4 protein-coding genes are annotated in these 16,982 nt (G+C 73.0%); 2 read left to right on the forward strand and 2 right to left on the reverse strand.

What is annotated here, in order from left to right:
• Positions 1-4: 4 nt before the first annotated feature.
• Together ACYVPE_RS20120 and ACYVPE_RS20125 are read left to right on the forward strand one after the other, a co-directional pair.
• Positions 5-10,114 (forward strand): hypothetical protein, encoded by a 10,110-nt coding sequence (locus ACYVPE_RS20120; RefSeq protein ID WP_461035038.1) that lies wholly within the window; start codon positions 5-7, stop codon positions 10,112-10,114.
• A 167-nt stretch (positions 10,115-10,281) separates the two neighbouring features.
• The gene (locus tag ACYVPE_RS20125) at positions 10,282-11,172 is read left to right on the forward strand and encodes an RICIN domain-containing protein (RefSeq protein WP_461035039.1); all 891 of its coding nucleotides are present in this window, start codon (positions 10,282-10,284) and stop codon (positions 11,170-11,172) included.
• 30 nt (positions 11,173-11,202) lie between these two features.
• Here the strand turns inward: ACYVPE_RS20125 and ACYVPE_RS20130 are convergent, their stop codons facing one another.
• Positions 11,203-11,943, reverse strand: coding sequence for a MerR family transcriptional regulator (locus tag ACYVPE_RS20130; protein ID WP_461035040.1), 741 nt, complete (start codon positions 11,941-11,943; stop codon positions 11,203-11,205).
• Positions 11,944-12,254: 311 nt separating this feature from the next.
• On the reverse strand, positions 12,255-16,943 hold the full coding sequence (locus tag ACYVPE_RS20135) for an FtsK/SpoIIIE domain-containing protein (RefSeq protein ID WP_461035041.1): 4,689 nt from the start codon (positions 16,941-16,943) through the stop codon (positions 12,255-12,257).
• Positions 16,944-16,982: the final 39 nt, after the last annotated feature.

Here is a 16,982-nt window from a genome sequence, read left to right on the forward strand (position 1 = left end):
GGTCATGGCTCGTCCGCCGGACTGGTCCGCGCTCGACCTCGACAACGACCCGACTCCCGGGGATCCGGACCGGTTGGAGGCGCTGCTGGAGTCGCAGCAGTCGATCATCGACCTGGCGCAGGACATCGACGACGGCCTCGACGAGCTGATGAAGACGAACAGCGAGGCCTTCGTCGGGGAGACCGCGAGCGCCCTGCGTGAGGAAATGGACAACCGGGTCCGGAAGTTCGTGCAGAGCTTCCAGGAGGCCCACCAGTCCGTTCACGACGCCCTGACGACCTACCGCACGGTTCTGGTCGACCAACAGGACGTCGCCGACGGTGCGTTGAGCCAGGCCGCGGATCTGGACGAGGACGATCCGGACCGGGAGACGCACCGGAGCACGGCGAAGGACGCGGGGGACGCGCTGGACGAGGCGGCCGCCACGGCGGCGACAGCGCTGGAGGAGGCGGCGTCGAGCATCTCCTCGATCATCGACCCCTGTGAGGAGTTCTGGAAGTTCCTGACCTACTTCGCGATCGCGCTGATCGTTCCCGCGCTGGTGCTTGGCGGGCCCACGGCACTGCTGTTCCTGGCGGTCAACACGGCGCTGCTGGTCAAGACGGCGATCGACTTCGCCGGGGGGAACGCGAAGGCCTGGGAGCTGGCGCTCGCGGTGCTCGGGATGCTGGTTCCCACCACCAAGGGGCTGAACATCACCAAGGCGTTCTCGACGATCAAGACATGGTCGACCAACAAGGCGGTGAACCTGTACAAGGCCGGACCGACCCAGATCGCCAAGAACCTGAAAACGGACATAGGCGGGCTGCTCACGGGCGGGTGGACGCTGGGCCGCAGGATCATCGAGATCGTCGGCGACGACGGACTGCGGGTGCTCAGCGCGAAAGTGGTCCACGCCATCTACAACGGCCTGGGCGGGAAGAACGGGTTCGCCGGCTATGTCGGCGCCCACTTCACGAAGATCGGGTGGCTCGGGATCGTCGCGCCGGTCAACGTCGGCGAGATGGGCGCGGGGCTGCTCAACGCGTTCAAGATCTCACTGATCGACCGGGGCTTCTTCGGCCGTTTCCGCACCGGCGCGGTGATCTTCGGCGGCCGGCCGATCGACCGGCGCGTCCTCGTCGGCTTCGACGGGAGCGGGCGAGCCGTCATCGACCAGAAGCGGTGGCTGCGCTACCAGGCCGGCGCGGGGGCCGCGTTCCGCGGCGTGGGCGCGTTCGGGCATCTCTTCACCGGCGGCGCGAACGGCGCGTTCAGCCTGCCACCGATCGGCGGCCTGTCCACCCTCGACCACTTCGGCGCCGGCTTCACCCCGATCAATGTCGCCGGCAACCGGCTGACGGCCCCGCTCCAGCGTGTTCCGTTCTCCTCCCCGAACGTCGTCCTGAACGACCTGGCCGTCCCCCCGCCAGCGGGTGTCACCACTCTGCCCGGGGGCCTGCCCACCGTGGAGAAGATCGCCGACCTGGGCCTGGCCGACATGCGGCCGGTCCAGCCGATCAACGTCCACTTCGCCGACCAGGGTCTGCGGATCGGGGTCGCCGGCCACCACCCCGGCTTCGCGCTGGCCCCCACCGACGGGCTGGGGAGCCTGCCGGGCGACTTCCACCTGGCCGGCCGGCCCTCCGTCGTCGTCAACGTGCCCGCCGCCGGCGGCCAGACCATCGGCGTCGAAGTGCCGCTGCTGCCAACCGGCTCCACCGTCGTCCCTCCCACCAGCGTGGTGAACGGCACCCCCGCCCCCGTCGGCCAAAGCCCCAGCCACCTCGTGGACATCGGTGGCCTGGGCTCCTCCGCCCCCTTCCGGCTGGAGATCGGCGCCGACGGACTGCGCATCGTCCCCACCGGCGAGGGCCGGCTCCCCGCCTTCTCGCTCGGCACCATGCCCCAGCTCGGCGAGATGACCACTCTGCCCGCCGCCGGCCTCTCCATCGCCCGCGGCGACCTGCCCGTCCTCACGCCCGCCGCCCTCCCCGACGGCGCGGCCCGGCCGGTCGCCCCCCAACTCCCCGGCGCCGGCCGCCTGAACCCCGGCGAGATCTCCCTCGACCTCGACATCGGCCTCGCCTCCCCGCTCCGGATCCACTTCGCCGACCAGGGCCAGACCCTCACCCCGCCCCAGGCCGCCGCCCCCTCGCCGCCCCCTTCCGCCGTCCCCGCTTCCTCCCGCGCGTCCTCCGGCACCGCTGTCGGCGACGACCTGGGCGGCCAGGCCCCGATCCGGCTGCACCTCCACCGGAGCGGCCCGCTCGAAGGTCACTTCGTGGCGGTCTCGCCCGGCCGGGCGCCGCAGTTGGTCGGTCCGAACGGGCAGCGCGTCACCGACGCCACCCTCGTCGAGGTCGGGGGTCTGGGCTGGGCGGTCGGCAGGAACGGCCACCTCGAAGCCATCGTCGACGGCACCGGCGCGCACACCTTCGACGTGACACGGCTCGGCGGCCGCGGCGACGCGCGGCTCGACCAGTTCGCCGCCATCCCCCGGGGCGGCGGCGACGGCACCCCCTTCGTCCTCTTTCGCGGCGACGGTCAAGCCATCCCGGAGCCCGCCAGGTTGGTCGGCCAGGCCCTGGTCATCCAGCGCGCCCCCGGCGCCGTCGACTTCCACTCCCGGGACGGCGGGCTGCTCGGCAGCGCCCTCTCCCTGCCGGGCGAGGGGGGCCACGCGCTGGTCATCCCCAACGGCACGGGCCGCCCCCACGTGGCGGGGCCGGGCGGCGGTCCGCTGCGGTTCGCCACCTTCGACCAGGTGGGCGACCTGGGCTGGCTCGTGGGACGCCGCGGCTACGACTCCGTGCTGATCGACCCCGCCGGTGTCCACACCCACACCGTCGTGCCGCTGCTGGGCAAGAAGGACGCACCCACCGGTGACCTGGCCGCCGTCCCCGCGGCCGGCCACGACGGCCCGCCGCTCCTGATCCGCGACGCCGAGGTGCGGTCACAGGCGATCAACGTGCACCCCAAGGCCGGCTGGATCACCGTGGGGGACGGCGCCGACGCCGTCGTGTTCAGCGGCGCCGGCCGGGTCCTGCCCGACGTGCATCCCCTCGGCAAGGGGCCGGTCACCCCCGAAACCCCCATGGTGCACCGGGTTCCAGACGACACGACAGTCAAGGGGAAGGTCCCGGACGGCGAAGGAGGCAAGCCCGCCACCGGCGACCGGAACATCCTCGAGGTGCTGGGCCTGGACGGGAAGCTCCTCTCTCCCGACACGGTGCGGCGGCTGTCCTACGACACGTTCGTCATCGAGGTGCCGGGCGGCCTCCCGGTGCTCACCGACGTCAAGGGCAGGACCACGGGCCTGGCCTTCCGGCTGGTCGACCCCCAGCTCACCAGCGGCAACGCGATGCTGTGGCCGCTGGGCGGCATCAGCCGCGGCCCGGATCTGAGCCACCTCCTCGGCAGCACGGGCGAGGCTCGGTTCGTCGGGGACGAGCTGTGGGTCGGCCCGCGCCAGCAGGCCTGGAACGAGATCTTCGCCAAGGACGGCCACCTCCTCGGCCACGCTTTCCCGTTGAACACCGACCAGCGTTGGTCGGCCATCCTGTTCGACCCCGCGGGCGACGGTGCCCCGTACGTCATCGGCCCCGACGGGCTGCGCCTCGACAGCGTGCCCGCGACCCGATTGGGGGACCAGGGCATCCTCGTGGAGGTCGGCGACCGGCTTCCGCTGCTCGTCAAGGGGTCGGGCGGCGGCGTGACCGTCGCTCCGCTCCGGCTCGACGGCGGGGCGGCCGACTGGTTCGCGGTCCCGCCGGCCGGCTCGTCCGACGGGGCCGTGGTGCTCGGCCGCGACGGCCGGCTGGTGAGCGACGACGTGCTGATGGATGCCGGCGAGAACCGTGTCGTGGTGCGGGAGGCCGACGTGGTCACGGTCTTCGTGAACGGCCGGCCGACGGCCGCCGTCCCCGGGCGCGCGGACGGCCCGATCGGCGAGGGCAACGTCCTGCACGTGCCGCCGGACGGCTCGCGGGCCTTCGTCACGAGCGCGGACGGCACGGAGGTGCCTGGTTCCCGGGCCGTCGTGTTGGCCGAGGACACCTTCCAGGTCGAGGTGCCCGACCTCCCCAGGGGTGTGGTCAACGGCCTCGGCGAGACCACGGCCGCCCCGCCGGCCCCCGCGCCGACATCGGAGAGGGCTGCCGGGGGCGCCGGCACCGGTGGTGGTGGCTGGTCGGTCTCCGACCTGTTCAGCGGCAAGATGTGGGACGTCAACCCGGAGCTCGCGATGTGGCGGGCTCTGGAGGAGCTCGGCCTGCCCCACAACGCCCCGCTCGCTGCCAGCTTCCCGGAGCCCAAGGTCTTCACGGTGTTCGTCTCGAACGGTTCGCGGGCGCTGAACAGTGCGGACGACATTCCGCTGGGGAACCTGGGGCCGCGCGGCGAGAGCAGCACGACGAACCCCACCGGGGGTGTGTCGAACGTCAACCCGGCCCCCACCCAGGGCACCCCACCGCCCGGCCGCTCGACCGGCTCGCTCGGGGGTTCCGGTTCCACCGGTGGGCCGCCGGACTCCGCGATCGTGAGGGTCTCCGACATCGGCACGAGAACCCCGGCGCCCCGGCCCAGGAGTTTCGATGTCGAGGGGCTGACCGGTGTCCGTTTCGCGACCACCTTCGACGACGCCGGTGGGGTCACCCGGGTCCAGCTCATCGCCGGCACCAACCCGCCGGTCGCGGCGACCCACGGGGTCGGCGACCCGCAGGGCGTGTTCCGCGCCCAGCAGGCCCTCGGCGGCGGCGTCACCCGGAATCTGAGCTTCCGGGTGGACGGCGACGGCGTCGAACTGCTCTCGATGGAACGCGCCGCCAACCTCACCGACGCCCACTTCGGCCCGGTGAACCTGCGGACCGACGACCTTGCCGCCGGCGGCCCGACCGTGACCGGCGCCACCCGCGCCGGCGGCGGGCGCGTCACCATCACGGCGGGCGACACCGCCGGCACGGTGCGGCTGCACCACGACCTCGGCGGCGGCATCTCGCGCGACATGACGGTCCAGCTCACGGGCGCCCAGCCGACGGTTCAGGCCGGGCACCGGAACGTCGACCTCGGCGCCGTCCTGGGCTTCGGGGGCACCTCGCTCCGCTTCAACGAGACGACCGGTGCCGCCCCAGAGCTGCGGATCGGCCGGGGCGGCACGGCCGTGGTGCCCAACGCCGTCACGGATCTCGGACCCCACATCCCGGGCCACCACCTCGTCGCCGCCGGGCCGAACCGGATCGTCGTCGGCGCCAACGACGCCGTCACGCACCGCCTGCTGCCGGTCCCTGGCACGGCGGCGGTGCCCGGCGCGCCGGCCGGCGGCCACCACGTGTTCGTGCCCGCGGCCGGCACCGGCGGCGGCCCCGTCGTCCGGGCTCTCGACGGGACCGCGCTTGGCGGCGTCACCCCGCACCCGCAGGTCGGCGGCGGCACCCGCTTCCAGGGCGGCGGCATCCACGTCTCGGTGGACGGCGCCGGCACCCGGCTGTCCCAGGTCGTCGAGCTCACCGGCCACGGCGGCGCCACCAGGAACGTCCTCGCGCACGTCCCCGTGGGCAACCCGGCGGACCCGGCCTTCCTCCAGGCCGACGGCACCGTCTTCGCCGGCGTCACCCGGCAGGCCAACGGCGACTTCCAGCAGGTCGCGGGCAACGTGACCAGCACCTACCACCCGAACGGCACCCTGATCCAGGACGTCGTCCACCACAACAGGGGCCCACTCGTCGGCCAGAACGTCACCGCGCCCAACGGCGGCGTGCCCCACGTCGGGGACACCCAGGGCGTCGCGCAGGGCACCACCGGCACCTTCCGCGTTCCGGTGCCGACCGGGCCGCACGCCCTGGTCAACCAGGCCGGCGAACTGACCGGCACCGCCATGCAGTTCACCGGCCGCAACGGTGCGGGCCTCAACGCCTTCGGCCATCTGCCGGTGCCAGCCGACACCGCGCCGCTCGCCCTGCACACCGGCAACGGCGCCGGGATCCCGGCCGGCACCGTCCGGGGCGGCACGGCCACCCTGCCCAACCCGCCCGGCAACACGGTGCACCGGTACGACGGCTCGCTGATCAAGGAGACCATCCGCGTCAACGGGGGAGGGGCCGACCTCAACGGCCGCGATCTCGTGGTCAGGCCCGGCAACACGGTGGCGACCATCACGCCGCCTGGCGGTCACCGCGCCACGGCGTCGGCCACCGTCACCGAGCAGGTCGACGAGCTGGGCGACAGCACGGGACTCCGCCTCGACATCAACGGCCGGGGCCTGGCGATCGACAACCAGGGCCGCGTCACCCACGACGTCTTCACCCTCAACCAGCCGGGGCAGCCGGCGCGTTTCGCGTTCGTCGACACCACCAACCCGGCCGGGGCCGGGCTGCGGAACGCGGACGGCACGCCCACCCTCCACGTCACCTTCACCCGGCTCCCCAGCGGGGAGTTCACCGTCGCCAGCCCGGAGAACGGCATCGTCGCCCGGTTCGGCGCCGACGGCGCGTTCCAGTTCCAGGACATCCGGCTGCCCGGCGCCGGCGCGGGCGGCGCCGACCAGTTCGTGCGGATGCGCCAGTTCGGACACGACTTCGGCCGGCGCTCCTACGAACTCCTCGACAACAACCACGTCGTCATCCCCGACCGCACCGTGCTGCCCAGGCCCCGGACGGGCGTCAACCCCAACCCCGGCTTCCGCGTCAACGGCGACGAAGGAGCCTTCCGGCTCTACCGGCAGGACGGCCACCTGGACGTCTCGGTCAGCGCCCCGGACGCCACCACCAACATCCGGAACGTCACCCCGCACGGAGCGGATGGCGGCGCCCCGACCAACCCGCGGGTCCTCGAACTGGCCGACGGCGTCAACTCCCGCTACCTCGACATCACCGACGCCACCAACCTCCGGCTGCTCGACGGTGAGATGGGACTGGTCGACGGCCACGGCACCATCCACATCCGGGACAACGGCGGCCACCGGATCGACGGCCACGGCGCCCGGGCCAACGAGTGGGCGGAGTACAGCACCACCGGCAAGATGACCAGGCAGCGGATCGACGTCTTCCACCAGGGGCGGGCCGTCGGCGACCAGCACTTCGTGATCGACTACACCACCCCCGGCGGCCCCACCTGGACCAGGAACCCCTCCACCGAGGCCGCGGCCCCGCGGAACCCCAAGTGGTTCGACTTCGGCGAGGTCGACATGAAAGGCGCGGAACACGGCCGCGTCTCCCTGCTCTCGCACAGCGGCGCCCCCGTCTTCGAGCGCCGGGTGCTACCGGACGGCGGCGTCCTCGACAGCCACGTGGCCGCCCCCAGCCTGCGCGGCGGCAACGGCGTCTCCTTCGGCCCCGGCACCCGGGACCACTGGTCGGAGATCCGGGCCGACGGCAACCTGGGCGACTTCGGCCGCCGCAAGTGGAGCGTCAGCGGGCGCGCCTGGGTCGACTACGACAACGCGGGCAACCCGGTCCGGCACTTCCGGGAGAACCCGCAGGGCGGCCACGTCATCGCCGACATGCGCGGCATGAACGCGCACTACTGGTCCGGCAGCACCGGCACCTGGTACCGGTTCGACGCCGACTACCAGCAGGTCGCCACCGGCACCAGGACCTGGAGCCCGGGCCGCGCCTGGATCGACACCATGGGAGACGCCGCCACCGGCGAGACCAAGATCGTGCACCAGAAGTTCGGCCGGATCGCGGGACTTGACAACCTCCGCCGCTACACGGCGTACGACATCAACGCCAACGGCGGTTGGAGCAACGAGTGGAAGGCCGTCGCGCCGACCGGCAAGGAGGTCGGCGGCTCCACGGCCATGAAGAACGGCGACCTCCTCACCATCGAGCGGGTCGCCGAGCAGCGGCCGCCGAACGCCTGGCGGTCGGTGCTCAGCTCGGAGTTCCGGGGCACGGACTTCAGCGGCGACCAGGCCCGCTGGGCCAAGGACAGCAGGATGCAGCTCGCCCGCTGGGAACAGAGCAACGGCGGGGTGGCCGTCGACCACGGCGTCCAGCTCACCAGCCAACAGGGCAACGGCGTGTTCCGGATCAGCCACACCGGGAACTTCGTCGGCGAGACCCGCAAGCTCACCAACGGCAACGACCTCAAGGTCGGCGCGGACGTCAAGCTGCCGGACGGCGTGACCCTTCCCCACCGCTACCAGCCGTGGTCGGAGGGCGCCGGCAATCTGGAGGGCCACCGCACCTTCAACCAGGCCGACTTCGCCCAGGTCCACCTGCCGAACGGCAGCGGCAAGACGGCCGACGACGTGCTGTTCGTGGACCGGTTCCACATCAACCGGGCCCACGCCGACCCGTTCTCGCCGACCGCCGACGCCGCCGACTGGCGGATCGCCCGCGTCGGCTTCAAGGACGGCACCATGCTGGACTACCGGCCGCGCCCCATGGAGGACCCCGTGGGCGACGCCCTCGACTTCCGGCGGACCGGTTACCAGGGCGGCACCGCGGACTGGTCGATCCTCGACCCGCACGGCACGGTCGTCGCCCGCCAGGACACCTTCGGGCTCGGCGACGCGGGCGTCCAGATCCGCGCCGACGGACCCAACCGCTGGATCGGCGCCGACGGTTCAGGCGGCGTTCGCAAGCACGCGGCCACCAACGACATCCACTACCGGGGCTGGGACCGCCACTCGTTCCAGGACTTCGACGCCAACGGCCAACTGGTCCGCGAACACCGGCTGTTGGCGAAGGGCGTCACCGTGGGCGGCTGGCAGGTGCCGGGCAACGACGGCGCCCCGCCGACCTGGCGCTGGAACAAGATCGACGCCGACGGCACGGTGCGGCGGTTCGGCGACCAGGACGCGCGGGTCCGCCAGTGGTTCGACTCCCGGGGCCGCCTGCTGGGCGACTGGCAGCCGGGCGCCCGCTGGGTCGACACCCTCGACGAGGGCGGCCTCTCCGTGCGGATCCAGGAGATCCCCGCGTTCGCCACCAGCGGCAACCCGGCCCGCGACGCGCTGACCATGAAGCCGTTCCGGGTCCGCGAGTACTTCGCCAAGCCAGCCGACCTGGACACGGCGGTCGACGCCGACGCCTACCGCGCCTGGAAGGAGTACGACGCCGGCATCATGGTGCGCGAGATCAAGCGGCTGTCGGACGGCTCGTTCCTGGAGCGGGAGACCTGGCAGAAGCAGTGGCGCCGGTACGTCTTCGGCACCAACAACACGCACACGGTGGTGGACGAGCGCACCATCCCCGGCAACGTCTACGAACGCGACACGTTCGGCCGCACCCACCTCGTGGGCCGCGAGACGCACTTCATCGACTTCCCCAACGAGTTCCGCGGCTTCACCCGGGAGTGGCGCGAGCCGATGCGCTGGAGCTGGGGCCCGTCCGTCACCAACGGTTCAGGGCCGGTGCGCGGCGCCGAGTCGCTCTACACGCCGTTCATCGCCAACTCCCTGGGCCAGATGGGGGTGGAGCTCCTCCAGGAGTTCACCCTGGACTTCCTGCTCAACCTCACCGTCTTCGGCATCGTCTCGGCGGTCACGGGCACCCCGTTCACCCTCACCGACGTCCAGCAGGCGGCCTTCGGCGCCGCCATCGCCGGCGGCGTCAAGACCCTCTCCAACGGCCTGCACAACTGGGCGGGGCACCGCGGCACCTGGAAGGTCGGCCTGGGCACGCTCGACCTGGGCAACTCCTCCTACTTCCGTACGAACGACGACAGCTGGGACGTCGAGTTCGCCGGCAACGAGAAGGTGCTGCGCTGGCGCGTCGGCACCTACGACTTCTTCAAGGACGGTCTGGTCGGCGGTCTCGGCGGCTTCGCCGGCGCGGCGGCCGGCGCGGCGATCTTCGGCGTCAAGGACTCCGAGGGCAACCGGCACCAGCTCTCCGGCGGCGACGCGCTGATGTACGGCGTCGTTGGCCTCGCCGGCGGCCTCGCCGGCACGTTCAGCGTCGGCGCCATCCGCGGCATGACGCAGAACACCGCGGCCGCCCGCCTCTACCACCGGGCCGGTGTCATCGACTTCCTCGTGATGCCGGTCCTCAGCAAGCTGATCGACAAGAACCTGGCCGTCTTCGTCCTGGGCCCGGCCATTCGCGAGTCCCTCGGCATCGTCCCGCCCTCGCCCGACAACGGGTCCGATCCCTCCAACAACCAGCCCTTCGACTTCACCCCCGCGTGACCGGGGAGCGAACGCCAGGTCCCAGGGGGCGACACCACCCGACCCACGCCAGGAGTTCGATGACCGACGACCCGATCCGCGTCGCGCCCACCGGGCCCTGAGCAGAACTGACCTATCCTGACCGACCTGTCCCGACCCCACATCGAGACCAGACCAGAGGCAGAGCGATGAACACAGGGTCCGAGAAGCCCAGCGATCCTTCTCCCGACGACTACACAGACGCCTACACCCGTCGGCCGACCCTCGCGCGGCGCGGACTCATGCCGGGACGGCGGGTGTTCGTCTCGACGGCCTGGACCGCCGCCCTGGTGGGGGTCGTCGTGCTGTCCGTGTGGGCGGCCACCTCGCTGTCGGGCGGCGGGCCCGACCAGCCCGTGGCGGCCCAGGTAGACCCGGCCCCGGCCCGCGAAACGCCGTTGCCGACCCCGTCGGAAGAGGCCCAGGACGAGGTGGAGCCGGAGCCGGAGGAGGAGCCCGAGCCGGAGGTGACGACCCAGGAGGAGACGGTTCAGGAGGAGGTCCAGCAACCGGAGCCCGACTCCGTCCCGCAGGAGGAGGAGAGGTCGGCTGAGGAGGCCGAGGAACCGTCGTTCACGGGTGGCGACGGGGGCAGCATGCCGATCATCGACGGCCACGAGTACCGGCTGGTCTCGGCCGGCAACCTGAACATGTGCGTGGACGTGAAGGAGGGCTCGGCCAGGCGGGACGCCAACATCCGTCTGTGGGGGTGCAACGGGGGCCTGGCCCAGAACTTCATCATGCACTGGGACGGTCAGGGCCTCGAGTACGTCCTGGAGTTCCGCGAGAACTGCGTGAACGTCGCGGGCACCTCACAGGAGGTCGGGGCCGACATCCGGACGTGGGACTGCAACGGCACCGGGGCCCAGACCTGGCGCCTGGAAGCCCAGCCGGGCCTGAGCGCCTACTCCCTGGTCGCCACCCACAGCAACCAGTGCATGGACGTGGACGCCTCCGACTTCACGCAGGGCACGAACATCCGACAGTGGGTGTGCAACGGCAGCGACGCCCAGGTCTTCCACGTCGAACCGGCGCCGTGAGCCGGGCGGGTGGCCGCCGCCGGCCGGCGTTCAGGCGCCGGCCGGCTGCGCGTCCCGGCACGTCCGGTTCGCGCGCCGCAACACGTCGGACTGGGCGGGGTTGTAGAGGTCGTTGACCGCCTGTCCGACGACGCGCGCCGCGGACTTCGCGTCGTACGGCGCGCCGGGCCCGATGTCCCACAGCCCTGGATGTCTGGCCGCCAGGACCTGGCCGAGGCGGCCGAGGCGGCCGGCGAGGTCCTGTCTGGTCGCCTCGTCGGCGTCGGCCGGCAGCCGCCGGAACTGGTCGATCACCGGGTCGCGGTGGACGTGCGGCAGCGCCTCCCGCCAGGCCGCGAGGGCGGTGGGGCCGAGCACCCGGGTGACGACGACCATGAGGGAGCGGTCGGCTTCGGAGAGACCGGCCACGACCGCGGCGAACTCGGGCGGCAGGTCGAACGGCGCGCGGGAGCGCAGCATCAGGGCGATCTCCTCGCGGCTGCGCTGCAACCGTTCGATCCGGGCGGCCAGTTCGGCGTCCTGCGCGCGGAACTCCCCCTCGGGGTACTCGTTCATCAGGTAGTCGCCCATGGCGGTGATGCGGGAGAGCGGGACCCCGAGGTCGGCCAGGCGCTTGATCCGCAGCAGGCGCGTCAGATGGGCCACGCGGTAGCGCTTGTATCCGTTGGCGCTCCGCTCGGGCTCGTCGAGCAGGCCGATCTTGTGGTAGTGCCGTACCGCCTTCACGGTGGTGCCCGCGAGTTCGGCGATCTGATGTGTGCTCCACCCCACGACTGCTTCCTTCCTCAAGGCCGTCCCTGGTGTTGATGGCGACGACGAGGAGGTGGTTCACGGGTCAGGAGACTTCCGCGCGGGCGCTGTGCGCCGCGATCCGGTACTGGCCGCCGCCGAGGCTCTGCGGGGGATCGGGGGCGGTCCACTCGGGGTCGGGGCCGCCATCGACTCGAGGTGTCCGGACGGCCGCACCGCCAACCACGCACGAGCTCGTTGGCTCCCCGGTCCCGGCGTGCCACGGCGCCCGGGTCCCGGCCCACACGGCCGGGACCCGGGCGCTCGTCGTGTCAGGGGTCGGGTCGACACCGTCATCCCCGGAGGACCGTGAGCGGCACCTGCACCGCCACTGGATGCCCGGCCCCGTCGCCCGTCCAGGCCCGGCCGGGGATGGTCAGCGGACGCATGTGGTCCGGCGTCATCCGCGCGCCGATCAGCTCGCCCTCGGTGAGGTTCTTGGGCCCGAGCAGCAGCCCCCTGCGTCCCCGCCTGGCGATGCCGATCCAGCCCATGGTGGTCAGGCCGTCGGCGGGCCCGGCCAGCAGCAGGCCGAGGCGGCGGTCCCGACCGGCTGAGGCGACCTTGCGCAGCGGCTGGTCCACCCGGGTGTTGACGAGCAGCTCCGCGTCGTCGACGACCACCACGGCGGGCTTGCCGTCCAACGCCTCCAGGGCCTCGTTCAGGGCCTCGGCCGTCGGCTCCGGGTCGTCGATCACCCGCGCCAGGCCGTGCTCCGCCAGCAGCCGCAGCGGCGACTCCCGGGGGGTGAGCACCACCAGGCCGGTGCCGTTCATGGCCAGGGAGGCGCACATCGCGGCCAGGGTGGTGGACCGGCCGCTGTGCGGCGGCCCGGCGATCAGGAAGGTGCCGGATCCGGTGGCGAAGTCGTAGCCCAGCGCCGCGCCGTCGTCGCCGGCGACCCCGAGCAGCGCCCACATCGGCCGCCGGTCCTCGTCAGGCACCATGTCGACCGCCTCCTGGAAGCCGATGACCTCGGGCAGCCTGGCCACCTGGAACGGCCGCTGGGAGTCCGCCACCCCGCCGTCCCTGGCGGTGGCCCGGCGCCCGATGGCGCGCAGGGCGTCGGCCTGGTCGTCACCCTTGGCGAGCGCGGTGAGCGGCAGCCTGAGCACCTGGCCCTCGATGGCGCCAGGGGTGAACCAGCCGCGGCCCGGCGGCAGGTACTCGGGCACCTTCCTGCGGTTGACGCCGACGACGCCGTAGTCCATCCGGTCGGACTGGCGCAGCAGCAGCCGCCGGTCGTTGTGCTGGCCGGCGCGGCCGCCGAGGAGCTGGCGTTCCGAGGTGGCGATGACGTGCATGCCGGCGGCGGCGCCCTCGCGCAGCAGCCTCAGCAGATCCTCCAGGGTCCGGCCGCCGTCCTGCTTGTCGAGCATGGTGACCAGGGCGTCCCAGCCGTCGATGAGCAGCAGCAGGTGGGCGGGGCGTTCCAGCCGGGGCAGCCTGGCCCGCAGCTCGCTGATCGAGGCCACGTCGGCCTGCGCGATCAGGACCTGGCGCCGGGTGAGTTCGGCCATCAGCCGGCGGATGAGGCGGTCGAGGCGTTCGGTTTCGTGGCGGGAGACGACGGCGCCGGTGTGCGGCAGGGACTCCAGCGCGGTCAGGCCGCCGCCGGCGGCGTCGATGCCGTGGACGTGCAGTTGATCGGTGGTGAGGTGCAGGGCGGCGGAGCCCGCGATGGTGCGCAGCGTCTGGGTGCGGCCGGAGCGGGGCGCGCCGATGACGTAGAGGTGGCCGAAGGTGCCGAAGTCGAGGTGGCCGAGCCGCTGGTCCTGCTGCCCCGGCAGGTCGAACAGGACGTAGGGGAAGGGGGGCAGCCGCGTCGCGCCGGGGTGCGGGTCGTGGTCGGGGGCTTCGAGGGTGACCTCGTCGTCCAGTGGCGGCAGCCAGGGGCGTGGCCGCGGCGTGAAGTCGGGCAGGGCCTTGGCGGCCGCGTTCACGGCGTCCACCAGGACGGTGAGGTCGGTGGGCGGGTCGACGGGCGGCTCCGCCGCGCCGTCGGGGTCGGCGGCCTCCGGGTCCGCCGTCTCCGGAGTGGCGTTCGCCTGGTGGATGACCTCGGGCGGCGGGAGCGGGCGGCCGAGGCGGTGCAGGGGCAGTTCGGCGCCGTGCACGATGCGCGGGCCCGGCGAGCCGCCAGGATCGTCGTCGGTGGGGCGTTCGGCGCCGACGTAGGCGGTCTGGAACGTCATGGGCGGGCCGCCGCCCCGGCGGACCAGGGCGCGGCCCGGGGTGTAGGGGGAGATCGCGGCGGCGGCCGGGGAGTTGATGATGTCGGTGGACTCGGTGCGGTCGGTGACGCGCAGCGCGATCCGCAGGTTGGTGTTGGCGCGGATCTCGTTGCTGACGGCGCCGGCGGGGCGCTGGGTGGCGAGGATCAGGTGCAGGCCGAGGGAGCGGCCGCGCTGGGCGAGGCTGATCAACCCGGGGACGAACTCGACGAGTTCGCGGACCAGGGTGGCGAACTCGTCGATGATGAGCAGCAGTCGGGGCAGCGGGGGCAGTTCGGGGTCGCGTTCCCGCTTGGCGCGGTACTCGACGACGTCCTTGACGCCGACGTCGGCCAGCAGCTGTTCGCGGCGTCGGAGTTCGGCGTCGAGTGAGGCCAGGGCGCGCTGGGTGAGGTGGCCGTCGAGGTCGGTGATCATGCCGAGGGTGTGCGGAAGTTCGGCGCACTCGCGGAAGGCGGCGCCGCCCTTGTAGTCGATGAGGACGAACGTCAGCTCGTCGGGCCGGTTGGCGGCGGCCAGCGAGGCGATCATGGACTGGAGAAGTTCGGACTTGCCGGACCCTGTGGTTCCGCCGATGAGCCCGTGTGGGCCGTCGGCCGCCAGGTCGAGGAGGGCGGTGCCCTCGTAGCCGGCGCCGATGACGAACGCGGTGCTGGCCGGCCGCCGTTCCCAGGCCCGCACCAGGGCGGCGGGGTCGGGCGGCTCCTGGCCGAGCAGCGGCAGCAGCTTGACCTGGGCGGGCAGTCCGGCGTCGGCCTCCACGGTGACGTCCCGGACGGGGGCCAGGGCGCGGGCGGTCTGCTCGCACCAGCGCGGGTCCACCAGGTCGGCGCGGATGCCTGCGACGGTGGGGTTGCCGGTGACGTGCAGGGCCACCTCGTTGTCGGTGGCGGTGACGACGGCGGTGCACTGTTCGGGCAGCAGGTGCTGCCGGTCGTCCAGGCAGAGGCTGTAGATCCGGACCGCGGGGCCCTGGGTGAGGATGTTGGTGACGCCCGGCACCTCGTGCAGCCGGTAGGCGCCGTCGAGGATGACGAGGATGTCGGGCTCGCCCGGTGCGGCCTCCCTGCCCCTGGCGGTGCCGGCGGCCTCGGACCTGGCCTGGACCTCGGCGTACAGCTCGTTGACCCGCCGCGCGGTGGTCTCCCGGTCGTTGCCCAGCGAGACGAGGGGGGCGCCGGCCGCGCCGGGGCGGACGGGGCGCAGATGCGGCAGCCAGCGGGCCCAGGTCCACTCGTCGGTGTGGGCCTGGTCGGTGAGGATGACGATGCGCAGGTCGCGGGGGCTGTGCAGGACGGCGGACTGGGCGACGGCCCAGCGGGCGAGGGCGCGGGTGGTGCGGTCGGGGCCGACGACGCCGACGACGCCGAGCAGGGGGAGTTCGACGCTGACGGGCACGTCGGCGAGCCGCCAGTGCACCTGCCGGTGGTTGCTCTCGCGGGCCTGGTCGGTGATCTTCTTGAGCGAGGCCCGGGTGACGGTGCCCAGCCGGATGGTGAGGTAGTCGCCGTGGTGCCGGCGGCGTTCCCACAGTTGGGGTCCTGGGCCGGCGGCGGCGAGCAGGACGGAGGCGGGGTCGGGGGAGGCGATGTTGCGCTGGTGGCGTTCCTCGACGGTGGCGCGGCGCATCTCGCGTTCGAGGGCGGCGCGGCGCATCCGGTAGCGGCGCAGCTGTTCCTCGTGGCATTTGCGGTTGGCCCGGCGGCCGGTCAACCAGTTGCCCATCGCCATCAGCGGGGTGAAGCAGATGAGGATGAGGAAGTAGAAGGACCGGAAGATCGCGATCATGGCCATGCCCATGACCATGGGCGAGATCATCAGCATGAAGGGGAAGGGACGCGGCCCGCTCGGCGCCGGCGGTCCTGGCAGGCTCAGGTTCTCGGCGTCCAGGTGGGGCAGCATGCGCGGCGGTCGGCTGTACTCGACGCTCAACCCGTCGGCGGCCGGTTTGACCGCGGCCCTGGCCTCGAACTCGGGGGCCAGCCGCAGCAGATGGTGACCGAGCGACAGGTCGGCGAAGCGTGGCCAGTGCCGGGAGCCGTCGTCCGGCTCAGGCCGGTGTCCAGGCGGCGGCAGCGATGGCTTCTGGGGCAGCCCGTCGGGGCCAGCCGGCGGGGGCTCGGCGCTGTGCCCGCCGGGGCCGCCGTCGCGCCGGTCGGCCGGCTCCTCGTCGGTCAGCGGCGTGCCGGTCTCCGGGTCGACGGGCGGCGGCGGGGTGAGGCTGCGCAGCCCGCACAGCTCGGGGTCGGCGTCCGCGGGCAGCCGGAAGCTGGCGGAGCCGTCCGTGTGCACGGTGATCCAGGTGTCGCGGTCGGGTACGCCGTGCTCCGCGAACTCCGGCGTCTCGCCGACGGCCGCTCCTGGGCCGGGGTCCGCCTCGGGGAGCCGGATGGCGCAGCCGCGGTCGGTGCCGACCTCGTAACTGCCGGGGCCGAGCCGCCACACCTGCCCGGCGCCGGGGCCCGAGACGTGCCGCAGCTCCACCAGCACCGGGTCGGTGGCGGTCGGCAGCCAGCCGCCGACCGCCGGGGCGGGCCGCGGGGCCGGCCCGCCGAGGCCGAGCACCGCGCCGTCGCGGACGCCGCTGGCGCCCAGCGGGGTGCTGGAGTCGAGCGGCCGCTCGTCGAGGAACAGCCGGGGGGTGGCCAGGGCCGTGGCGAGTTCGCCGACGGTGGCGTCCCCCGGCAGGTCGAGCAGGTGGTCAGTGAACCGGCCCTGCGGATCGGCGGTGGTGACGATGAGCTTCACGGGCAGTCCTACCGGGTGTGGATATCCGGGTGTGGATAT

The sequence above is a fragment of the Streptomyces mayteni genome, from assembly GCF_054783955.1.

What these genes read in the sequence shown, in the direction of transcription:
- ACYVPE_RS20120 (WP_461035038.1), top strand. Translation starts at nt 5, where the DNA reads ATGGCTCGTCCGCCGGACTGGTCCGCGCTCGACCTCGACAACGACCCG.
- ACYVPE_RS20125 (WP_461035039.1), top strand. Translation starts at nt 10,282, where the DNA reads ATGAACACAGGGTCCGAGAAGCCCAGCGATCCTTCTCCCGACGACTAC.